Below are 21,970 nucleotides of genomic sequence, written 5' to 3' on the forward strand. Positions count from 1 at the left end.
CTAGAAGGAGAACCTCACGCCCACCCGTTCATGCAGCAGATGGACGTTCGTGCCGAGCAGCCGCACGTACGTATAGGCAGCGCCCAGGTTGAGCGCGAACCATCGGTTGGGATGCCACTCCACCCCGGCCCAGATCTCCGGGAAGACACCCAGGCGCGACTCGAAGTTGGGATCCGATTCGCCGTCGCCGTCATCGAAGTCGAGGTCGAGCGATTGCACGGTGGTGACGAGCGGGAGCCCCAGGAACTCCCTGCCCGCTCCCGCGGCGCCGAGCTTCAGCCCGCCACCGAGGTACGGCACCCATCGCTGGCCTGCATCGCTGCGCCAGCGGTAGAGCAGCCCCGGGGTGACAGCCACCTCGGAGAAGGTGGAGTCCCCAGAGCCGCCGGTCCCCACCTCCAGCGGCACGCGGAGCGCCCACCGGGAACCCAGGTCCACCTGGAGCGCGGCCTGGAGGGTGACGCCGACCGCCACCCGGCCGCCCGAGAACGCCTGCATGGGCCCCAGCGCGAGGGGCTCCAGGTTGATACCCGCACCGAAATAACCCGAGCGCGGCACGTCACCCGCGTTTGCTGTGGATGCGAGGACGGCGACGAGAAGCGGGACGAACGTCATTTCATCTCCAGATGTTTCGCGATGAGACCCGGGCCAGCCGAGGTCCGCGAAACCACACGCGCAGCGGCGGGCCGCGATGATGCGCTGTCCGTGGTGCCCAGGTCATCACTTGGTATGGTGCGCGCCCATGAATGAGCCCACGGCCGTGACCGATCCCCGCATCGGCTCGGTGTTGCAGGAGCGCTACCGCATCCTCGAGCGGCTCGCCGCCGGTGGCATGGGCATGGTGTACCGGGGTGAGCGGCTGGAGGTGGGCAAGCCCGTCGCCATCAAGTTCCTCCACGCCTGGGCCGCCGGGGACGAGGAGTTCCGCAGGCGCTTCCAGGTGGAGGCGCGCGCCACGAGCCGCCTCACGCATCCCTGCTGCGTGTCGGTCATCGACTTCGGCGTGGACCAGGACTCGCCGTTCATGGTGATGGACTTCGTCACCGGAGAGACCCTGCGCGGCCTCTTGCGCGACGGTCCCCTGCTTCCGGCCCGGGCCCTGGGCACCGTGCGGCAGGTGCTCGCCGGCCTCGCCCATGCCCACGCGCAGGGCATCATCCACCGCGACATCAAGCCCGAGAACATCATCGTCACCCACGCGGAGGGGCTCGGGGAGCAGGTGCGCATCCTCGACTTCGGGCTCGCCAAGCTGCGCGACGAGGTGACGGGCCTCACCTCGGGGCTGATGCTCGGGACGCCGTCCTACATGGCCCCGGAGCAGATCCACGGCGAGCCGGTGGGTCCGCCCACGGACCTGTACGCCACCGGAGTGCTGCTCTACGAGCTCCTCACCGGCAAGAAGCCCTTCAACGCCACCAGCAACGCGGAGCTGCTGCGCATGCAGCGCGAGGTGACACCTCCCCGGCTGCGCGACGCCGCCCCTGACGCGGGCTTCTCCGCGGAGCTCGAGGCGACGCTGGCGAAGGCGATGGAGAAGGCCCCGGGGGATCGCTTCCAGTCCGCCACGGAGTTCCTGGCCGCGCTCGAAGGGGCCGGGGCGGGCCCGGCGGCGTTGCCCGTGGCGTCCGTGGCCAGCGATGCACCCGGGGGGCCGCGCGCCTCCACCCCCACGCCGTCACGTCCCAGGGAGGACGCGCTCGCGACGCGGAACGTCCGCGCGCAGCCCCGCGCGACGCCGGTGGGCCTTCAGGCCGAAGCCCGCGCCAGGGACGACTCCGAGGCCACGATCCGGTCCGGGCCCAGTACGCCCCTCCCCGTCCGCAACCGCTCGCGCCGCGTGGTGGCAGGCGTGGCGGTGCTCTCCCTGGCAGCGGTAGGCATTGGCGGATGGGCGCTAGCGTCAAGATCCTCGGGCCCAGCGCCTGTGTCCTCCGCGGGCCCGTCGCCCACGACCCCGACGGGTGAAGAAGCACGGCCGGAGGCTCCGGCGCGCGCCACGGCCTGGCAACCCGTCGTGGAGCCGCTGCCGGGCATCGATGAGGTCCATCGGTTGATCAAGGCCCAACGTCGGGACGCGGCCCTGGCGGCGTTGAAGAAGCTGGCGGCGAAGTACCCGGCGAGCGCCTACGTCCGCTACCTGGAGGGGAACGTCGACTTCGACAACCTCCGCTGGGTGGATGGCGTGGCGGCCTACCGGGCGGCGCTGCGGCTTGAACCCGCGTACCGCAACGCGCCGGTTGTCATCCAGGACGCCATCCGCTGTCTCGTCAGCGACCGGTTCCACGGCACCTGCGAGGACTTCCTCCGCAAGGACCTGGGTGAGGCCGCGGTGCCCTCGCTGGAGGAGGCCGCCCGCGAGCACCCCATGGCCAGCGTCCGGACCCGGGCCGCGGCGCTGCTCCGCCAGCGAGACCGCGAGCCCACGGAACGCTCACGCTGAGCCCTTCGGGCGGATGGCCGTTCCGAAAACCACCGCGACCCGCGGTGACGCGCACTCAGCGTAAAGTCGTGGCTTCCACTGGAACCTGAGCTGGGAGCCACACCATGAAGCTGATGTCGAACAGTGCCATCGTGACGGGAGCAGGACAGGGCATCGGTCTGGGAATCGCCGCGCGCCTCATGCGGGACGGCGCCAACGTCCTGCTGTTCGGGCGGACACCGGAGAAGTTGGAGGCGGCCGCCGCGGAGCTCAACCGGACGGCGGAGGGGCGCACCCGGGCAGTGCCCTTCGCGGGAGACGTGGTTCGCGCGGAGGACGTGGCGCGAGCGCTCGAAGTCGCCACGCGTGAGTTCGGCCTCCCGGGCATCCTGGTGAACAACGCCGGAACGGCCACCCTTCGAATGGTGCTCGAACTACCCGAGGCGGAGTTCGACCAGGTCCTGGCCATCAACCTCAAGGGGCCTTTCCTGTTCACCCAGGCGCTCGCGAAGGCGCTCATCGCCGCGAAGCAGCCGGGCTCCATCGTCAACATCTCCTCACTGAACCAGACGGCGGTGACGGACGGGCTTGCCCACTACTGCGCCTCCAAAGCGGGGCTCGCGAACTTCTCGAAGGCCGCGGCTTCGGAGCTGGGGCGTTACGGCATCCGGGTGAATGTCGTGGCCCCGGGCGCCATCCGCACCCCTCTGGCGGAGATGGCCGGCCTGGGGAGTGGCGCCATGGCGCAGGGATTCCTCGCCCACACGCCGCTCGGGAAGGCGTGGGGCGAGCCGGATGACGTGGCGAAAGTGGTGTCGTTCCTCTGCAGCGACCTCGCGTCCTGGATGACCGGAGACACCCTCGCCGTGGACGGAGGCAATCACATCCGCGGGCTGCACAGCTACGCGGACGCGCTGGGCCTCACCCGGCCCGTCGAAGGCTGAGGCAATGACAGAACGATGACCAACGCATGGACGCGGGCCCACCCTCGCGTCCATGCGCTTGCGTACCTTGGACACCGTTCCCGTCACCGCCGTTCCCTCATGGGGCCACACCGTGGCCCACGCGCACGGAGGCGCGTCTCGTTCCCGCCATGAACTTCACACTCGCGGGTCTGTGGACCCACATGGGTCCGGTCGCACAGCTCATCGTCATCGCCATGGGCGTGATGTCGATGGTGTCCCTCCTCATCCTCGCCGAGCGCGCGTTCGTCTTCCGCGCGGCCCGCCGCCAATCGCGCAGGTACGCCGCGCAGCTGGACGCCCTGCTCGCCAATGGCGACTTCGACGCCGCCGCCGAGGTGAAGACGGACAAGGACGTGGGCTACCTGGGAAGGACCATCCGCGCGGGGCTGACGGCCTACCGCGTCTCCGCCACCGACAGCCGTGAGGAGGTCATGGAGACCGTGGCGCGCGGCCTGGAGCGGCAGGCGCAGCGCGAGGTCCAGAGCCTCAAGCGCGGCCTGGGCCACCTCGCCACCGTGGGCTCCACCGCCCCCTTCGTGGGATTGCTCGGCACCACCATCGGCATCGTCACCGCGTTCCAGGAGATGGGCGCCGCGAACTCGGGCGGCATCGGGACCATCTCGACGGGCATCTCCGAGGCGCTCGTCACCACGGCCTTCGGCCTGCTCGTCGCCATCCCCGCGGTCATGGGCTACAACTCCTTGCAGGGCTGGGTGGACGCCCGCGCGGTGGACCTCTCCGAGGCAAGCAACGAGTTCCTCGACGCCGCCTCCCGCGCCCTCAAGCGCACGCGCGCCATGAGCCCAAGGAGCTGACGCGGGACGCGGTGCTGAAGCGGGCGAGGTCCGGACATGGTGCCGGCCCCGCCCGGACTTCCGGAGGCTCAGCCCTCGCGGGTCGAGTTCAGCGAACCGGCGGGCTGCGCGTCCTGACAGACCAGCGCATCGGAGTCGGACTGGAGCGACCCGGCCTCCATCACGGAGGCCATGGGCTCAGCCGGCGCGGGAGCGGGCTGGATGCAGTAACCGGACTCACCACACGTGGTGTAGTAGGTGGCCCCGAGGAAACAGACGGTCTCGCAAGGGGCGCCGGGGTAATAGCAGACCTCGTCACACTGCGGCGGATAGGCGAAGGCCGCGGCGGGGAGCACGGCAAGGGCAGCGGTGACAGCCTGAAGGAACTTCCTCGGCATGTGCATCGGGTCTCCTACGGGGATGGAGGTTGCACCCCAATCCTGGGGCAACTGGAACCCTAACACCATCCGCGGCGGCACTCCTCCGCGAAGCAATGACTTGCACCAGATGCCAGTGAATGAAAGACTCCTCCCGCCTTCGTTACACAGGCACATTGGGGGGTGTGGATTGTTCTTCGCCGGCGCTCGACTGGGTTTGTTTGGTTTTGCACTGTTCGCGATTGCCTGTGGTTCCAATTCCTCACCTCCACCGGCAGCCACGGATACGACGCCCCCGTCGGTCCAGGCGACGCCACGGGGAGGAACCTTCAAGGCGGACGTCTCCGTCACGCTGTCCTGTGAGGACGGCACGGGCAGTGGCTGCGATGCCACGCGCTACACCCTTGACGGCACCGTGCCCACCCAGGACTCCCCTCGCTACACGGCCCCGTTGCAGCTCTCCGCCAATGCCACGCTGAAGTTCTTCTCCGTGGACAAGGCAGGAAACGTGGGCGCCGTCCAGGCGGAGGTGTACGCCTTCGATGCCATCGCACCGGCCACCTCGGCGTCTCCCAAGGGGGGCACGTACGGCTCCCCGCAGACGGTCACGCTGGCCTGCGCGGACGCACGGGACTGCGCGGGAACCTACTACACGCTCGATGGCACGACGCCCACCCGGACCTCACCGCGCTACTCGGTCCCGGTGAGCCTCTCCGCCAATGCCACGCTGAAGTTCTTCTCCGTGGACACGGTCGGCAATGAAGAGCCCGTGCGGAGCGAGTCCTATGTCATCGACACGCTGAAGCCCACGGTCGCCGCATCCATCCGGGGCGGCGTCTACAACAGCGCGCGCACCGTCACCCTCGCCTGCACCGACGACGACTCGGGCAGCGGGTGCGCCTCCATCCACTACACCACCCATGGCGGTACACCGGACACGGGCTCGGCCACGTACGCCGCGCCGCTCGAGCTCTCCGCGGACACCTCGCTCAAGTTCCTGGCGGTGGACAATGCCGGCAACGTGAGCGCCGTCCAGACGGAGGTGTATGCCTTCGACACGGACGCGCCGCGCACCTCGGCCTCTCCCAGCGGTGGCGTGTACGGCTCCGCGCTGGATGTCACCCTGACCTGCGCGGACCCCCATGGCTGCGCGGGCACCTACTACACGCTCGACGGCACCACGCCCACCCGGGCTTCGTCGCGCTACGCGGCCCCGATACGCCTCTCCGCCAATGCCACCCTGCGGTTCTTCTCCGTGGACACGGCCGGAAATGAGGAGCCCGTGCGGACCGAGGAGTTTGTCTTCGATTACGTCGACACGACGGCGCCGCGCACCTCCGCCTTCCCGCCGGGCATCGTGGAGTCCGCCGAGCAGCTCGACGTCTCCCTGTCGTGCGACGACAACGGCGGCAGCGGCTGCGCGGAGACGTACTACACCCTCGACGGCAGCGTTCCGACCACGAGCTCGACGCGCTACACCGGCGCACCCATCACCGTGCGCGGCCATGTCAGGCTGAGGTTCTTCTCCGTGGACAACGCCAACAACATGGAGACCCCTGGGTACGAGATGTACAGCATCTCCACCCTGGCCAACACCTCGTCGCAGATCGCCACCATCCGCTCCAGACCGGACGGGCCCATCAGCGAGTCCCTGGCTGGAGCGTTCATCACCCACACGAAGCCGTTGACAGGGGCCGATCCGGCGGGTGTCTTCCTTCAAGCAGAGAAGGACGGTCCCGCGGTCTTCCTCGTGTTCGATTTCCCCTCGGGAACCCGCGCGGGTGACCGCATGGCCTTCCGCGCCACCGAGAAGACGACGGTGAATGGGATGGTGCACATCACCCGGCTCGACGCGTGGGTCGTCTATTTCACGAGGGACCCGGTGGATGGCCTCGTCAGCGAGGTGAGCAACACCGACCTCGTGACGAACCTGGACGCCTACGAGAGCAAGCTCATCTCCGTCACCGGCACCGTGGCCAGCCCCCTGGGCCCCTCCGGCGGCGGCAACGTCTCGGCGAGCTTCGTGACGATGGGCAACCCCGCCATCCACCCCAACCTCAAGCTGCGCCTGACCAACACGGTGTCGGACACGCACGACGTGACGCAGGACTGCGCCCTCACCACGACGGCGCCCTTGTGGCGATTCAACACGCAGGCCCAGCCCTCGGCCTGGTCGCTTGACGACATCAACCTGCTGTCCTGCCCCGGGCCCAAGGTGACGGGGGCCGTGGCGGGCGGCAACACGAGCGTGACGGTGAACTTCGACCGGAAGCTCGACCCGGCCAGCGTGCTCGCCGACGGCAGCCAGTTCACCGTCGACTCCGGCCTGGGTGTCCAGGCCGCCGCCGTGTCGGGCCGCCAGGTCCTGCTCACCACCTCCGCGCAGGCGGCGGGCACGGGCTACACGGTGACGGTGGCCTCCAGCGTGAAAGACACCCGGCAGAGCGGCCTCGAGACGACGGCCAACAGCGCCACCTTCACCGGAGTGGCCGTCTCTCCCGCCAGGCTGGTGCTCACCGAGGTGGCTCCTGGCATCTCCAACGGCAAGGACCTGGTGGAATTGGTCGCGGTCGAGGGAGGCAGCGTGGACAGATTCACCCTGACCCAGGGCGCGAACCTCCTGCTGGCCACCTTCCCCAACGTCGTGGTGGCCACGGGTGACGTCATCGTCGTCCACCTCAGGCCCACCACGGCGCCCGTCGACGCGCCCGCCTCCGAGACCGCCAACAAGGGTGAGTTCCCCGAGAGCACCTACAGCGCCAACTCCAACATCGCCTGGGACTTCATCGGGAGCACCAATGAGATTGGCTATTCCCAGCGCGTGCTGCGCGTGCGCGACGCCACCGGTGTGACACAGGACGGTGTGCCCTTCTACCGCCCGCCTCCGCCAGGCGGGAGCGTCACCAACGACTACTACCCCCAGCTTCAGGCCCTCCAGGCCGAGGGGCAGTGGCTGCCGTCGAGCTGTGGGGGCGCGCCCTGCAATGGCACCTCCACGCCTGCTGCCTCGGAGGTGTCCGCGGGCTGGGCGGACCTTCCCTTCACCAAGGCCACTTCAGTCCGCCGCGTGGCCGCGACGGACAACGACCTGGCCAGTGATTGGGCCGTGGGGCCCTCCTCGTTCGGCTCCCATGCCCCGTAGCGCGTGACACCCAGGGCCTTCCCATGAGTCCTCGAAGGCCCTTCAATCCCATCGCCGTCGGCTAGCGTCCGCCTCACCCCGCTCGAAGGCGGACGTGCCGCACGAGAAACAGCGCGAGCAGCACCCAGAGGGCGATGATGACCGCCCCCGCGACCCAGCTCGTCTTGCGCTGGTAGGGCTCCTGGCGGGCCCTCTCCCGGCATTCGGCGAGCACCGCGGGAGGAATGAGCCGGCGGACGAGCAGGATGCCGAGCGGGACGAGGATCAGGTCATCGAGCAGGCCGAGGACCGGGATGAAGTCTGGAATGAGGTCCACGGGGCTCAGCGCGTAGGCGACCACCGCGATCGCAAGGAGCTTCGCGTACCAGGGGACGCCAGGATGCCGGGCCGCGATGAAGAGCGCCGCCACCTCCGTCTTGAGCTGCCGGACCTTCTGCCTCCACCGCTCCAGGCTCTTCATCCTCGCGGGATTTATCACGTCCACCCTCACGGATGATTTACAGCTATTTCATGACTTGATTGCGTTCACCGATTTCACGAGGTAGACAAAGACAGCCGCATCCGTGTGTTTGCAACACGAAGAAAGGTCTTCATGCGCCGTCTCCCGGTCAGCCTCTTCCTGTTGTCCGCCCTCGTGCTCGCCGGCTGCGAGCCGGACTTCCGGGACGGTGACGCCGCGCCATCCTCCGACGAGGTCGCTTGGGCGGAGAGCGCCGCCGCGCTCGCCGATGCGGGCACTCCGGACGCGGGGATCCTGCCGCCGGTCCGTGCCACCCACCCGCACGTGTTCCTGAGCAGCGAGCGGCTGTCGACGCTCAGCGCCAGCTTCCCGACTCCGACGTTCCCGGCGCGCGGCGCGCTCCAGTTCACCCTGACGCCGCGCTTCCGCGCCGCCCTGGGGGTTCCGGAGATGGATGCTTCGGGCAACTCCATTCCCCTGAACCTCCTGGACGGCTACGCGACGGACCGCAACAGCATCTTCGTGCGGCACATCGCCACCTGGGATGCGCCGGGTGCGTCGCCGCCCACCGTGGGACTCCAGATTGGAATGCAGGTGGACCGGCGGCAGCCCCGGTACGCGGAGCTCGCGGCCGCGGGGAGCTACGTCGCCGCGGCGAGGATTGACGTCCCCGCGGATGTGGGCACGGCCATCCGCATTGACTGGGACGCCACCGCGCACACCGCCAGCGTCCAGCTTGGAAGCCAGTCTCCCACGGTCATGAACTGGTACCGGCTGAGCAGCGGCGTGCCCGTCGAGTGGTCCCCGGATGGCCAGCGCTTCGAGTTCCGCGGCCGGGAAGGAGAGCTGGTCACCCAGGTGCAGATCACCGACAAGGCGCTGAGCACCACGGTCAGCTACCCCGCCATCGACCTGAACCTGCACCGCGCCTGGAAGAACCTGCGCGGCTCGGCCGACAGTTACGCCACGCGGCTGTATGATCAGTGCACCGTCAAGGCGGATCCCACCACCTGCCCCAGCCCGGTGGTGCTCACCGGCGCGACGCCCTCGCATCCCTCTCACGTGCAGGACGTGGCCGAAGTCCTGGCCCTGGCCCACGTGCGGACCGGCGACGTCCGCTTCCGGGAGGCGGCCCTCACCTACGCGAGCAAGCTGCTGCAGGTGCCGGCCCTGGAAGGCGGCGAGTACCCCATGCGTGGCCGCATCGCCGCGATGGGCCTGCTGTACGACTGGCTGTACCCGGTCATGTCGACCACCGACGTGCGGGGCGTGACCGGGGTAAGTGGGCGCTACAGCCAGCGCCTCGCCGACGCCATCATCAACACCATCACGGCGAAGGACGCCAGTGGCCGCCATCCCCTGGGGGAGATGTTCTGCGGCAGGCAGCCCATCGACAGTGACACCGTCGCGCTCAAGTGCCGCGAGACGCCCCTCATGGTGGGCTGGGACCCGGTGGTGCATGCCTCCAGGCCGACCATCGCGCCCTTCTACCTGTCCGGACACCACCGGGGGGACGTGGCGGCCATTGCCCTGGCGCTCTCCGCCATTGCCTATGAGTACCCGCGCGTCCGGCCCATGCTGCAGACGGCCTACGAGCACTTCGAGCTGGGCTTCAATCCGGTGCGCGATTTCGTGGGCTCCGCGGGTGGCCACCAGATGGGCTGGTATTACGGCTCCACCAATCTGGAGGCCACCGAGGTGTTCCGCACGGCCTTCCATTGGCCGACGCCTCCGCCCGCCCCCACCTTCGCCCGGAGCCAGTTCCTGTTCTGGCTCTACGGCCTGCGCGGCACGCCGACGGTCTCCTTCCCGAAGCTCGGTGACACCTTCGCGGGCGGCTGGGATGACGCGATGGCCGTCCTGGCGCTGTACGGCTCGCATTACGGCCCGACGGCCACCGCGCCCGTGGGCCAGTGGCTCTATGACGAACACATCCTGCCGCGCCGCTCGGGTGGCGGCCTGTGGGATCTGCTGCTGTGGCGTCCCGGCATGGCCAGACAGGCGCCGAACGCGCTGCCGCTGTCGCGCCACTTCGGACCGAGCGGACAGGTGCTGATGCGCGAGAACTGGCAGTTCTCCCCCACCACCAGCCTGCTGGAGTTCCACTCCGCGGCGTTCGCCAGCAGCAATCACCAGCACCAGGACCAGAACAGCCTGTCGTTGTTCTACCGGGCGCCGCTGCTCGTCGACAGTGGCTACTACGACGAGTACGGGACCAGCCACTGGCACAACTATTACATCCGCAGCGTCGCCCATAACACGCTGACGGTGTTCGACCCCGCCGAGGTCTTCTTCCTGGGCAGCACCCAATGGTCGAACGATGGCGGCCAGTGGTTCTTCGACGGGAAGGCGACCTACCCCACGCCCGAGCAGATCCGCCCGGGAGGCGTCAACGCGCTGGCGGGCGTCGTGCGCTACGAGCCCGGCGCCGACTTCACCTTCTCGGTGGGCGACGCGAGCCGCGCGTATTCGAAGGCGAAGATCGCCGCCACGAACGGCTACCTCCGCCATGTGCTGTTCCTGCGTCAGCCGGGCTTCTGGTCGAAGCCGGTGACGCTCGTCTACGACAGCGTGCAGGTGGCGACCGGCAAGCAGGGGCTGCGCAAGAGCGTGCTCTGGCACAGCGTCAACGAGCCCCTGGTCAACAACCAGCTCGCGCAGGGACCCGGCGTCTGGCCTGTGCTCGTGGCGAAGGGCGCCGCCCCCGTCACCCGGGTGCGCAACGGCGGTGGCATGGCCTTCCTCCAGACGCTGCTGCCCGCGGCACCGAGCCTCTGCAAGGTGGGCGGTGTGACCGCGAACGGGCCGGACTTCCGCTTCGCCGTGTCCAGCAACCCGCAGGTCTGCGGCACGGCCTCGTACACGAACTTCGCGCCCACGACGGCCGAGGCCACGATGGCGCAGGACCCCGACGTGGGCGCCTGGCGCATCGAAGTCACCGACACCCAGGGCCAGGAAACGGCGCAGTTCCTCCATGTCATCAGCGTGGCGGATGAAGGCGTCACGGCTCCGCCCGCGGCGCGCCGCCTCACGGCGGACGCCGGCACCGAGGCGGTCCTGGTGGGAGACTCGCTCATCGCCGTCTTCCCCCAGCGCGGCATCCAGCAGAGCACGCACGGTTTCCGGGTCGAGGGCGCTGGCCGGCAGCGGATGATCATCACGGGCCTGTCCCCGAACCAGTCCTACGCCCTGAGCATCACGCCCATCATCAACACCGCGCTGAGCCAGGTGACGTTCACGCCCTCGACCACCGGCACGTACCGCAGCACCTCGCAGGGCGTGCTGACGGTGCCCGCCCGCTGACATCCGTTCCCAGGGTCCCCGCCGGGCATGACCATCGGGGACCCTCCGCTCGACTTCACCTCGCAGAACCCCCGGAGTGTCCCCATGCGAATCCCCCTGTCGCTCGTCGCTGTCTTCGTCGGTGTTGCCGTCTCCGTTTCGGGTTGCGGCGGCGCGTACGAGCCCGAGCAGGCCCCCGCGTCCGAGCCCGGCGCCGTCGAGGAACAGCTCCCCGAGAGGGACGTCACGCAGCAGGCCATCTGCTCGCAGCTGTGGACCTGCAATTACGTCAGGTGGTACGGCACCGAGACCAACTGCGTGGCCGCCTGTGGCACGGCCTGCACGCTGGACTACCGCTGCACGGGCACCTGCGTCTGCCCCTGAGCGACGCCTGTCGGCGGATGCATGGCTCACCGTGCCGCCACCCTGCATCGTGGACAAGGCGGCACGGGGGGCTCCCGGAACTCCAAGGCGTCTCCGCCCTGACGACCAAGCCATTCTTGCAGGCAATTCCGACTACGCGGTGCCGTGAGCAATTACGGCAACGCGTCTGGCCATTCCGGACGTACGGGCGAGCCGCCGTGAGGCGCATGGGTTCGCGCGGGCCCTCCGCCTCGACACAGAAGGAATCCGGAATGCATCGCAATGAGATGCTGGCGTGGCGTTTGTCCAAGGTGGTGGTCCTGGGACTGCTGACATTCGGCCTGAGTGCGTGCGGTCCATCGCCGGAGGAGGGCTCGAACACAGCTTCCGACGACTCGCGGTCCCGGACCCCGCAGGAACTGGAGGATGGGAGCAGGACGTGGAGCCCGCCCCCGGCCCCATCGGGTTGCGGTCGCATGGACGCGAACCAGGGACTGGGCTTCGGGCAGCGCCTCTATTCGTGTGACGGTCGCTTCTGGCTGGTCATGCAGAGCGACGGCAACCTGGTGCTCCGCCAGGGCGCGACGGCCCTCTGGCACTCCCGGACGAACGGGACCGCGGCCGTGGGGGCGGTCATGCAGGGCGACGGGAACTTCGTGATCTACACGGCGGAGCCAAGGGCCCTCTGGCACAGCCACACCTACGGCTACAGCGGCGCGTATCTCACCGTCCAGAATGATGGGAACGTGGTCATCCGCACTTCGCGTGGCGGGGCCCTCTGGAACACCCAGACCGGCGGGCACTGAGGTGAACGGAGCCGGGGCCTGGGAAGGGACGCCAGCCCCGCCCCCCGCCGCGCCGCCAGGAGCCTGTCAGGGCCGCCCCCCACCCCCGTCCGAAGTTCTTGCGGTCACGGTCCTGGCCCGGTATACGGGCGGGGCTTCACGGCCAGGTAGCTCACCTGGTTAGAGCGGCGGTCTCATAATCCGCAGGTAGTCAGTTCAAGTCTGACCCTGGCCATCAAGCAGCCCCGGAGTCACTTTCCCAAGTGATTCCGGGGCTTTTTCTTTGGCCCCGCCCCCTGGAGGGCGCAGCGGCGGCCCCACGTCCACGTCCGAAAACGGCCAGACATCCCGGGCCGGCCGTGTGACCTTTGCCCCATGAACGGCCTGGACCCCGCCGCCTGCTACCGCGCGCTGACGACGCGGGACTCCCGCTTCGACGGGCGGTTCTTCACCGCCGTGAAGACGACGCGCATCTACTGCCGCCCCATCTGCCCGGCCCGAGCGCCCCGCTTCGAGAACTGCACCTTCTACCCCTCCGCCGCGGCCGCCCAGGAGGCCGGCTTCCGGCCGTGCCTCCGCTGCCGTCCTGAGACGTCCCCTTCCCTGGCGCCCTGGCGGGGCACCTCCGTCACTGTCTCGCGCGCACTGGCCCTCATCGCGGAGGGCCTGCTCGACGCCGAGGACGCCAGCGTGGACGTCCTGGCGGGCCGGCTGGGCGTCGGGGACCGGCAGCTGCGGCGGTTGTTCCAGCAGCATCTGGGCGCCTCCCCCGTCGCCGTGGCCCAGACGCGCCGCGTGCTCTTCGCCCGCCAGCTCATCCACGAGACCTCCCTGTCCATGGCCGAGGTCGCCCTCGCGTCCGGCTTCGGCAGCGTCCGGCGCTTCAATGCCGTCGTCCGGTCGCTCTACGGCCGTCCCCCGGGCGTCATGCGCCGCACCCGGGCAGCGCCCGCGACGTCCGCCGTCCCCACGGTGACGCTGCTCATCCCGTACCGTCCGCCCTATGACTGGGACGCGCTGATGGCCTGGCTGACGGCCCGCGCACTCACAGGCATGGAGCACGTGGAGCCGGGCCGCTACCTGCGGACCTTCACGAATGCCTGGGGCCAGGGGGCCGTGGAGGTGTCACCCGCCCCGGGGCTCGACGCGCTGCGGGCCACCCTGCGCGTCAGTGACGTGCGGATGCTGCCCTCCGTCGTCGCCCAGGTCCGGCGCGTCTTCGACGTGGGCGCGGACGTGGAGGCCATCCGCGCGCACCTGTCGACGGACGCCCTGCTCGCGCCGCTGTTCGCCGCGCGCCCCGGCCTTCGCGCCCCGGGCGGCTGGGACGGCTTCGAGCTGGCCGTCCGCGCCATCCTGGGCCAGCAGGTGACGACCACCGCCGCGCGTCAGTTGGGGCAGCGGCTCCTGGACAGGCACGGCGAGCGCCTGGACGCCGCGCTCACCGGCGATGCCCGGCTCCTGCGCGCCTTCCCCCGTCCCGAAGCCCTCGCCACGGCGGACCTCACCGGCATGGGCATGCCGGCCGCCCGGGCCCGAGCGCTCTCCGGGCTCGCCGCGGCGACGGTGGCGGATCCCACGCTGTTCCAGCCAGGTCCATCGCTCGCGGACACCGTCGCCCGCTTCACGCGCCTGCCCGGCATCGGCGAATGGACCGCCCAGTACATCGCCCTCCGCGCCATCCGTGAGACGGATGCCTTTCCCGCCTCCGACGTCGCCCTGCTTCGCGCCGCGACAGAAGCAGGAGGCCCACGGCCCACGCCGGAAGCGCTGCTACGGCGCGCCGAAGCCTGGAGCCCGTGGCGCGCGTACGCCGCTCAGCACCTCTGGACCTCGGTGGCCCTCCAGGGCCAGGAGCCCAAGCAGGATGCGCGTCCCAAACCCATCCCTTCCCGCCGAGCCGCCCATGCCTGACCGTCAGCGCTTCTTCATCGACTCCACGCCCACTCCCGCCGGCGTCGCGCTCCTCGTCTGTGATGAGGAAGGACGGCTGCGCGCACTGGACTGGGAGGGCTACGAGGCCCGCATGCACCGGCTGCTGCGGCTGCACTACGGCGAGAACGGCTGTGTCCTGGAGCCCGCGCGCGACCCGTCCGGCCGCACCTCCGCGCTCCAGGCCTATCTGCGCGGGGACCTGTCCGCCATCGCCTCGCTTCCCGTGGAGACCGCGGGCACACCTTTCCAGCGCGAGGTCTGGCGCGCCCTCCGGGAGATCCCCGCGGGCACGACGACCACGTACGGCAAGCTCGCGGAGCGCATCGGGCGCCCCAAGGCCATTCGCGCCGTGGGTATGGCCAATGGCGCCAATCCCGTGAGCATCGTCGTCCCGTGTCACCGCGTTGTCGGCTCCAATGCCTCACTCACCGGCTATGCTGGAGGCCTGGAACGCAAACGCTGGTTGCTCAATCATGAGCAGACCCACGCCTGAATCCCTCTCAACCCCTCACCGGAGCCTCCTCGCATGACCTCCCGTCCTGACACCGCCAGCACCTTCCGCGCGCTGCACCAGGGGCCGGACCTGCTCCTGCTTCCGAATGCCTGGGATGCCGGCAGCGCCCGCCTCTTCGAGAGCCTGGGCGCCAAGGCCATCGCCACCACCAGCGCCGGAGTCGCCTGGGCCCTGGGCCACCCGGACGGCAACGCGCTGCCCATCGACGCGCTCGTCGCCACGGTGCGAGCCATCGCCAGCGTCATCCGCGTCCCGCTCACCGTCGACGCCGAAGCGGGCTACTCCGACGACCCGGCCACCGCCGGTGAGAACGTGGCGCGCCTCTTGTCCGAGGGCGCCGTGGGCTGCAACCTGGAGGACGGCAACGGGCCGCCGGAGCTGCTCGCCGCGAAGATTGAACGCGTCAAGCAGGCCGGCGCGCGGCTGGGCGTGGACGTCTTCGTCAATGCGCGCACGGACGTCTACCTGCGCAAGCTCGTGCCGCCCGAGCGTCGCGTGGAGGAGACGCTGTCCCGGGCCGCCCGCTACCAGCAGGCCGGCGCGGATGGCCTGTTCGTCGCGGGCATCACGGACGCGGCCGGGATCCAGGCCATCACCCGGGGCACCTCGCTGCCGGTGAACGTGCTCGCGAGGCAGGACCTCCCCGCTCCGGCGGAGCTGCAGCGGCTGGGCGTGCGGCGGCTCAGCGCCGGCTCCGCCATCTCGGAAGCCATCTGGGGCCGGGCCAGCGCGCTCGCCTCCACCTTCCTTCGCGAGGGACACTCCCCGAGCCTGTTCGAAGCCGCCGCCAGCTATCCGTCCCTCAACGGGCTGATGACCCGGAAGTAGGCCGAGCCATGTCCCAGGAGGATCGCCAGCGCTGGAACACCAAATACCAGCAGGCCTCCGCGCCGAGGGAGCCCTCCAGCTTCCTCCGCTCGCTCGAGGACCGGCTGCCGCGAACAGGCCGGGTGCTCGACCTGGCTGGCGGTCCGGGACACGACGCGTGCTGGCTCGCGCAGCGAGGACTGGCCGTGACCCTGGTGGACATCTCCGACGTGGCGCTGGCGCAAGCGGAAGTCCTGGCGCGCGACGCGGGCGTCTCCCTCACGCGCCTGCGTCTGGACCTGGAGACGGAAGCACTGCCGCCCGGTCCGTTCGACCTCGTCGTGTGCTTGAACTACCTCTGGCGGCCGCTCTTCGCCGCCGTGCCGCGACTGCTCGCACCCGGTGGGCTGTTCGTCTTCGCGCAGCCCACCCGGAGCAACCTGCAACGCCATCCGCACCCGTCCGCGCGCTTCCTCCTGGAGGACGGCGAGCTGCCCACCCTGCTCCAGGGACTCCAATTCCTCTCGTTCACCGAGGACTGGACTGACGCCGGGCGTCACGAAGCACGGCTCCTGGCCCGGAAGCGCCAGGCGCCGCCATGACCCGCCAGCCCTGCCATTGACTGAATGCCACTTTTGCTGCTTTGCATCCGTGAAACAGGGCGCATTTCCCCAAACGCCCTCGTGGAATGAACGACCATTCCACCAGGCTCTCGAAGCCAGACAGGATCCACCATGCGTTTCGCAAGGCTGTTCCCACTGATGGTGTCCGCAGCGATCGTTACGGCATGTGGCGGCATGCCCCCGGAGGAGGGCGGCACGACGGAGCCCATCACGCAGCCCTCTCAGGAGCAGGCGGCTCCTGGCGAGTCGTCCGAAGACCGGAAGGTCAACGCCTCCGGCACGTGTATCGGCTACGACCCCAACACCTACTGCCTCGCGGAATGCAACGACGGCATCAACTTCTATTACCCTGTCGGGCACGCCTCGGTGATCGCGTTCGGCAACTGCGCCTCGGCGGCGTACAACTACTGCAGGAGCATTGGCTACAGCGGCCACAATGACGCCTGCTGGGGTACCTACTACTAGCCGATAGTCATTGACGCGGTTCCCTGCGCGGATGCGACGCCCCGCCTGGATTCATGGGCGGGGCGTGTGCATCTCAAGCGCGCCGCTTGTATTGAATCTCAATCGCCTTCTGCGGCTCCGCTCCGGGCTCGATGTTGAAGTGGGTGATGGTCAGTGCATCCGGACCGGTCACCTGGATGTCCACGCGCCAGCCCCAGCGGGGGGACTGCTCGCCCGTGAAGTAGCTGCCGGTGACGGAGAAGCGGTCGCTCCCGCCAGCCTCTCCCTGCAGCGTCATGATGTCCGTGCCCATGTGGAAGCTGTCCACCCAGGACATGGTGAACCGCTGCCCGTCCAGGTGGTAGCCCAGCGTCGCGATGCCGGACAGCGGCTTGCCGCCCATCGCGGACGTGTACTCGTGCACCACGAAGCGGCCGTCGAGCACGCTCCGGAAGCTGCCGGAGCTGGGGGATTCATCAGCCACCTTGTCGGGCTCGAACCACGTGCGCGCCACGCCCTCCCACGCGCCGAGCAGCCTGGAGAGCAGATGATGGGGACCGTTGGAGAGGGATTGTTGCAGGCGTTCCTGGCTCATGGGCGGGCAGTCTCCCGGATGGCCCCCTGGCCGGTCCACACCTCCGTGCTTTCCCCCAGGCATGAAAGCGCCTGCGTCATTACATTGGCGCCCCTGCTTCGTTTCCCATTCAGGAGCCTCGCTTGCCCACCACCCCTGCCTATGCCGCCCCCAGCGCGAAGGCCGCGCTCGGCCCCTTCACCCTCGAGCGCCGTGAGCCGCGCCCCCAGGACGTGCTCATCGACATCCAGTACTGCGGCGTGTGTCACTCCGACATCCACCAGGCCCGCGACGAGTGGGGCGGCGCCGTCTTCCCGATGGTGCCGGGCCACGAGATCGTCGGGAAGGTGTCGAAGGTGGGCAGCGCCGTCACCACGTACAAGGTCGGCGACACCGTGGGCGTCGGCTGTTTCGTGGACTCCTGCCGTGAGTGCCCTCAGTGCCTCAAGGGCGAGGAGCAGTACTGCGACCGCGGCTCGGTGAACACCTACAACGGCCGCGACTACGACGGGCAGCCCACCTACGGCGGCTACTCCACGCACATCACCGTGGACGCGAAGTACGTCGTGCGCATCCCGGAGGGCATCCCGCTGGACCGCGCCGCGCCGCTCCTGTGCGCGGGCATCACCACGTACTCGCCGCTGCGCTACTACGGCGTGAAGCCCGGGGACAAGCTGGCCGTCGTGGGCCTGGGCGGCCTGGGCCACATGGCCGTGAAGCTGGGCAAGGCCATGGGCGCGGAGGTGACGGTGCTCAGCACCTCGCCGTCCAAGCGCGATGACGCGCTCGCCCTGGGCGCCGCGCACTTCGAGGCCACCTCCGACAAGGCGACGTTCAAGAAGCTGCGCCGGAGCTTCGACTTCGTGCTCGACACCGTCTCCGCGCAGCACGACTACAACGCCTACCTCAACCTGCTGAAGACGGACGGCACGATGATCCTCGTCGGCGCCCCGGAGATGCCGACGCCCCTGGCGGCCTTCTCGCTCATCCCGCGCCGGCTCAAGCTGGGCGGCTCGATGATTGGCGGCATCCGCGAGACGCAGGAGATGCTCGACTTCTGCGCGAAGCACCAGGTCGCCTCCGACGTGGAGGTCATCCCCGTCCAGAAGATCAACGAGGCCTACGAGCGCATGCTGAAGAACGACGTGCGCTACCGCTTCGTCATCGACACGGCGAGCCTGAAGGCGAAGTAGCCGTCCCGCGCGGAAAAAGCCCCGGCGACCCTGTACGCCGGGGCCTTCCTCCCCGCCTTCGTCAGCCGCGCCAGGCCGTCCAGAGCGACACGAAGCCGAAGAGGAAGAAGAGCGCGGCCGTGACCCAGCGCACGTACTTCATGTTCACCCGCCCGGACAGCCGGTCGCCCAGGAACACCGCGAGCCCGTCCGACAGCAGCATCCCCGCGGTGGTGCCCAGCGTCACCAGCACCGGGGCCTGGTAGCGCGCCGCCACCGCCATGGTGGCCAGCTGCGTCTTGTCCCCCATCTCCGCGAGGAAGAAGAGCCCCACCGTGGTGAGGAAGGCGCCGAAGCGCGGGGGCTTCGCGCCGTCCTCGTCCAGCGTGTCGGGCTTGAGCGTCCACAGGCCGAAGCCCAGGAACATCACCGCCAGGATGAGCGCCATCACCCGCGCCGGGACGTGCACGGACACCCACGTGCCCACCGACGACGCCAGCGCGTGGTTGGCCACCGTGGCCACGAAGATGCCGGCCAGCACCACCCACGGCTTGCGGAACCGCGACGCCAGCGAGAACGCCAGCAGCTGCGTCTTGTCGCCCATCTCGCTGGCGGCGACGAGGACGAATGAACCGACAATGGCTTCCAACGACACGATGGCACTCCATCCCAGTCCCTGGCGCGGAGGGCGTCGTGGTGGAGCGCGTCAGGGAGGAGCGCGCACGACGGACCTCGGCCAGGGAGCATGAATCCCTGTCCGAAGGTCTCGTTCGTCCCGCGCTTCGCGAGATGGGGGCCCGGGCTGTCACCAGCCAGTGTGTCGAGCGCCCCTCCGCCCATCGCTGCCGGGCGGGAACTACTCCCCTTACGTGGGTGTGCCAGTAGCAGCGCCCCCGGTGCCAGGTCAACCGGCGACGTCGGGTGTTCCTTTTTTTGACGGCGCGAGAGGCCGGCCCCCTAATGCCCACGCCAGGTCGGTAGCGGCCTGTAGCAGCATTCTGGAGGAAGCCCCGATGCAGGATGGAAGCGCCAGCCCGCTGAGCCCCGACGCTCCGTCGTCCCCGTCCGCGGTGGAACCCGGTGAGGTCCGAAGCCCCGAGGCCGACATCGTCTCCACCCACGTCCTCGTCCCCGAGGAGCAGGTGCACAAGCTGCGCGAACTGGCGCGGCGCACCCGCATCCACCAGAGCGAGTACCTGCGCGAGGCCGTGGAGGACCTGCTGTCGAAGTACGGCCGCATGCCCGCCAAGACGGAGGGCGAGTCGTGAGCCGCCTCCTGCCCCGCCGCCGTGCGCTGTCGCTGCGTGAACGGCTGCGGCGCTGGCTGGAGCAGGAGCTGTAATCCCTTCCCCGCTGCCTCCAGGGCCTCCCTGGAGCCGCCGCGGGGGAACACGCTAGGGTCGCAGGCCTCCCTTCCTTCTGGAGCCGCGCCCCTGATGCGTCCCGCCCTGCTGACCGCCGTCCTCGCGCTGGCCACCACCGGCTGCGCCGCCCGCGGCTTCGAGAAGCTCTACCCCGGCATGACCGCCGCCCAGGTGGCCGACACCATGGGCAAGGGACCCGCGCGGGCGCAGGAGTTCGCGGACGGCTCGTCGGCCTGGTACTTCGACGAGGACCACTGCGTGCTCATGCGCGGCCAGGTGCTCGTGGCCAAATCCACCACCGAGACGCGCACCGCGGTGCGCACGCCCATGGGCAAGCTCGAGGACGAGGCCAAGGCGTGGTGCGGCCCACCGGGCACCGACGGCCGGCACGAGCAGACGCTCGAGACGCCCTTCGGCACCTTCAAGGGCACCGTGGACCCGGCCGCCGTCACCGACCAGGTCCGCAACAGCGTCCGCAACCAGCAGGTCCCGCCGCCCTCCGAAAACAGCCAGCAGCCCACCCCCTAGCGGCAGAGGGCCTCAGGCCACCGAGCGCGACACCGTGGTGTCGTCGTCCTTCTTCATGTTCCCCGCCAGCTCGCGGAAGGACATGTGGCTGGTGGACAGCAGGATGAGGCCGAAGACGATCTGCTGCACCGTCTGGCACAGCCACAGCACGTTCGCGTACGCCAGCCCGTGCGCGTTCACCATCGCGGCGGGCAGGAACAGCCCCAGGCCCACCTTGGTCGCGGCCTGGAAGGTGCCCATCATCCCGGGCGCGGCGGGGATCATCACGCCCACCACCAGCACGCACATCACGATGTAGGACTGGAACAGCGACAGGTTCATGGGCTCGCAGACGACGCCCGGCGCCGCGCCGGAGCAGTCGAAGGCGCGCGCGAGCAGCGCCATGCCCAGGCCGTTCACGCCCCAGTAGGCGAACGTGTAGACGAAGAAGAGCGCGACGTGCTTGCGGTCCGGGAGCTGGCGCATGGCCCCCACGAAGGTGTCCACGATGTCCGCCACCTTGTCCGCGACGCCCGGCGAGAAGCGGCCCACGGTGGCGCGCACCAGCCGCACCGTGCGCTCCTGCTGCCACAGGCCCAAGAGCAGGAACATCAGGCCGCCGCCGAACACGGCGAACATCAGCCACGAGCCCAGCTTCACGTACCGGACCTCGGGGGTCTCCGTCGGGACGAAGAAGAGCAGCACGCGGAACAGCGCCGCGACGAAGAGGCCGTCCACGATGCGCTCCAGCACCACGGACGTCATCGCCGCGCTGCGCCGGATGGAGCTGCGCTGGGCGATGAGGAAGGGCCGGGCGAACTCCCCCAGGCGGAACGGCAGCACCAGCAGCATCATGAAGCCGATGCCAGACGCCTCGTTGAGCTTGCGGAACGGGACGTGCTCCAGGCCCGACAGCAACGCCCCCCAGCGCAGCGCGCGGAAGACGTGGATGGCGGCGAGGCACAGGAAGTACGGCAGGAGCCACGCGTAGTTGGCCGCCTTGAGGCTGGCCATCTGCGTGGACACGTCCGTGTCCCGGAAGGCCCACCACATGAAGGCGACTGTGACGAGCAGGCTGGCGATGAGGTTGACGGCGCGTTTCACGGCAGGCGGGTATACCGTCACTCTCCCCGCGACTCCAGCGGCACGCCTGGCCCCTGCCCTCCAGGGCGCACGGGCGCGGGCCGTTCAGGCGTCGTGGCGGCGCGTCTCACCATCGGAGGGCAGCTCGTCCTCCTGCTGTTCGGCCTGACGGTCGGGCACGCGGTACTCCTCGCCCAGCCAGCGGCCCAGGTCCACGGCGCGGCAGCGGCGGGAGCAGAACGGTTGAGAGGTGTTCTCCGGGCGCGGAGGCACGGGCTTCTGACAGATGGGACACGGCGCGAGTGGCATGGTGGATGGACTCCTAGATAAGCCTTGACGCTCCGGCGGGCCAGGACGTTT

22 protein-coding genes and 1 tRNA gene are annotated in these 21,970 nt (G+C 69.5%); 16 read left to right on the forward strand and 7 right to left on the reverse strand.

Annotated features, from left to right (window positions below):
* Positions 1–615, reverse strand: a complete 615-nt coding sequence (locus tag JYK02_RS34370; protein ID WP_207057156.1) for a hypothetical protein — start codon at positions 613–615, stop codon at positions 1–3.
* Between the two features lie 145 nt (positions 616–760).
* Between JYK02_RS34370 and JYK02_RS34375 the strand changes: the two genes are divergently transcribed.
* The 3 genes from JYK02_RS34375 to JYK02_RS34385 all read left to right on the forward strand — a co-directional run bounded on the left by JYK02_RS34375 (position 761) and on the right by JYK02_RS34385 (position 4,199).
* Positions 761–2,440: a protein kinase domain-containing protein gene (locus tag JYK02_RS34375; RefSeq protein ID WP_207057157.1), complete on the forward strand. Its 1,680-nt coding sequence runs from the start codon at positions 761–763 to the stop codon at positions 2,438–2,440.
* Between the two features lie 104 nt (positions 2,441–2,544).
* Positions 2,545–3,363, forward strand: coding sequence for an SDR family NAD(P)-dependent oxidoreductase (locus JYK02_RS34380; RefSeq protein WP_207057158.1), 819 nt, complete (start codon positions 2,545–2,547; stop codon positions 3,361–3,363).
* Between the two features lie 149 nt (positions 3,364–3,512).
* Positions 3,513–4,199, forward strand: coding sequence for a MotA/TolQ/ExbB proton channel family protein (locus JYK02_RS34385; RefSeq protein WP_207057159.1), 687 nt, complete (start codon positions 3,513–3,515; stop codon positions 4,197–4,199).
* Between the two features lie 68 nt (positions 4,200–4,267).
* Here the strand turns inward: JYK02_RS34385 and JYK02_RS34390 are convergent, their stop codons facing one another.
* Positions 4,268–4,576 carry a hypothetical protein gene (locus JYK02_RS34390; RefSeq protein ID WP_242589542.1) on the reverse strand — a complete coding sequence of 103 codons (309 nt, stop codon included), beginning with the start codon at positions 4,574–4,576 and terminating at the stop codon, positions 4,268–4,270.
* A gap of 109 nt (positions 4,577–4,685) precedes the next feature.
* On the opposite strand from JYK02_RS34390, the gene JYK02_RS34395 reads away from it, so the two are divergent.
* Positions 4,686–7,697 (forward strand): chitobiase/beta-hexosaminidase C-terminal domain-containing protein, encoded by a 3,012-nt coding sequence (locus JYK02_RS34395; protein WP_242589543.1) that lies wholly within the window; start codon positions 4,686–4,688, stop codon positions 7,695–7,697.
* A gap of 73 nt (positions 7,698–7,770) precedes the next feature.
* Here the strand turns inward: JYK02_RS34395 and JYK02_RS34400 are convergent, their stop codons facing one another.
* Entirely contained in the window at positions 7,771–8,157 is a 387-nt protein-coding gene (locus tag JYK02_RS34400; RefSeq protein ID WP_207057162.1) for a YkvA family protein, read from the reverse strand.
* Between the two features lie 132 nt (positions 8,158–8,289).
* On the opposite strand from JYK02_RS34400, the gene JYK02_RS34405 reads away from it, so the two are divergent.
* The 9 genes from JYK02_RS34405 (at position 8,290) to JYK02_RS34445 (ending at position 16,931) form a co-directional block, all read left to right on the forward strand.
* Entirely contained in the window at positions 8,290–11,460 is a 3,171-nt protein-coding gene (locus JYK02_RS34405; RefSeq protein ID WP_207057163.1) for a heparinase II/III domain-containing protein, read from the forward strand.
* Between the two features lie 84 nt (positions 11,461–11,544).
* Positions 11,545–11,823: a hypothetical protein gene (locus JYK02_RS34410; RefSeq protein ID WP_207057164.1), complete on the forward strand. Its 279-nt coding sequence runs from the start codon at positions 11,545–11,547 to the stop codon at positions 11,821–11,823.
* Positions 11,824–12,278: 455 nt separating this feature from the next.
* Positions 12,279–12,608: a lectin gene (locus tag JYK02_RS34415; protein WP_207057165.1), complete on the forward strand. Its 330-nt coding sequence runs from the start codon at positions 12,279–12,281 to the stop codon at positions 12,606–12,608.
* Positions 12,609–12,748: 140 nt separating this feature from the next.
* Positions 12,749–12,822: transfer RNA gene (locus JYK02_RS34420), tRNA-Ile, on the forward strand.
* Positions 12,823–12,962: 140 nt separating this feature from the next.
* Positions 12,963–14,501: an AlkA N-terminal domain-containing protein gene (locus tag JYK02_RS34425; RefSeq protein ID WP_207057166.1), complete on the forward strand. Its 1,539-nt coding sequence runs from the start codon at positions 12,963–12,965 to the stop codon at positions 14,499–14,501.
* Entirely contained in the window at positions 14,494–15,015 is a 522-nt protein-coding gene (gene ogt / locus JYK02_RS34430) for a methylated-DNA--[protein]-cysteine S-methyltransferase (RefSeq protein ID WP_207057167.1), read from the forward strand. The genes JYK02_RS34425 and ogt overlap by 8 nt, the downstream gene beginning before the upstream one ends.
* A 33-nt stretch (positions 15,016–15,048) precedes the next feature.
* Entirely contained in the window at positions 15,049–15,864 is an 816-nt protein-coding gene (locus tag JYK02_RS34435) for an isocitrate lyase/PEP mutase family protein (protein ID WP_207057168.1), read from the forward strand.
* Between the two features lie 8 nt (positions 15,865–15,872).
* Positions 15,873–16,445, forward strand: a complete 573-nt coding sequence (locus JYK02_RS34440) for a class I SAM-dependent methyltransferase (RefSeq protein ID WP_207057169.1) — start codon at positions 15,873–15,875, stop codon at positions 16,443–16,445.
* 195 nt (positions 16,446–16,640) lie between these two features.
* Positions 16,641–16,931, forward strand: a complete 291-nt coding sequence (locus tag JYK02_RS34445; RefSeq protein WP_207057170.1) for a hypothetical protein — start codon at positions 16,641–16,643, stop codon at positions 16,929–16,931.
* A gap of 73 nt (positions 16,932–17,004) precedes the next feature.
* Here the strand turns inward: JYK02_RS34445 and JYK02_RS34450 are convergent, their stop codons facing one another.
* A complete protein-coding gene (locus JYK02_RS34450) occupies positions 17,005–17,505 on the reverse strand; it encodes a DUF1579 domain-containing protein (RefSeq protein ID WP_207057171.1) in 501 nt (166 codons plus the stop codon).
* A gap of 122 nt (positions 17,506–17,627) precedes the next feature.
* Between JYK02_RS34450 and JYK02_RS34455 the strand changes: the two genes are divergently transcribed.
* Positions 17,628–18,677 carry an NAD(P)-dependent alcohol dehydrogenase gene (locus JYK02_RS34455; RefSeq protein WP_207057172.1) on the forward strand — a complete coding sequence of 350 codons (1,050 nt, stop codon included), beginning with the start codon at positions 17,628–17,630 and terminating at the stop codon, positions 18,675–18,677.
* 61 nt (positions 18,678–18,738) lie between these two features.
* On the opposite strand, the gene JYK02_RS34460 is transcribed toward JYK02_RS34455, so the two are convergent.
* Positions 18,739–19,305, reverse strand: a complete 567-nt coding sequence (locus JYK02_RS34460) for a TMEM165/GDT1 family protein (RefSeq protein WP_207057419.1) — start codon at positions 19,303–19,305, stop codon at positions 18,739–18,741.
* Positions 19,306–19,669: 364 nt separating this feature from the next.
* Between JYK02_RS34460 and JYK02_RS34465 the strand changes: the two genes are divergently transcribed.
* Together JYK02_RS34465 and JYK02_RS34470 are read left to right on the forward strand one after the other, a co-directional pair.
* On the forward strand, positions 19,670–19,924 hold the full coding sequence (locus JYK02_RS34465; protein ID WP_014396286.1) for a ribbon-helix-helix domain-containing protein: 255 nt from the start codon (positions 19,670–19,672) through the stop codon (positions 19,922–19,924).
* 168 nt (positions 19,925–20,092) lie between these two features.
* The gene (locus JYK02_RS34470; protein ID WP_207057173.1) at positions 20,093–20,548 is read left to right on the forward strand and encodes a hypothetical protein; all 456 of its coding nucleotides are present in this window, start codon (positions 20,093–20,095) and stop codon (positions 20,546–20,548) included.
* 12 nt (positions 20,549–20,560) lie between these two features.
* Here JYK02_RS34470 and JYK02_RS34475 read toward each other — a convergent pair whose 3' ends face one another.
* Together JYK02_RS34475 and JYK02_RS34480 are read right to left on the reverse strand one after the other, a co-directional pair.
* A complete protein-coding gene (locus JYK02_RS34475) occupies positions 20,561–21,631 on the reverse strand; it encodes a lysylphosphatidylglycerol synthase domain-containing protein (protein WP_207057174.1) in 1,071 nt (356 codons plus the stop codon).
* Between the two features lie 84 nt (positions 21,632–21,715).
* Positions 21,716–21,919 (reverse strand): DNA gyrase inhibitor YacG, encoded by a 204-nt coding sequence (locus JYK02_RS34480; RefSeq protein ID WP_120526005.1) that lies wholly within the window; start codon positions 21,917–21,919, stop codon positions 21,716–21,718.
* Positions 21,920–21,970 lie beyond the last annotated feature (51 nt).

This window comes from Corallococcus macrosporus (assembly GCF_017302985.1).
In the GTDB taxonomy this organism is placed as follows: Bacteria; Myxococcota; Myxococcia; order Myxococcales; family Myxococcaceae; genus Corallococcus; species Corallococcus macrosporus_A.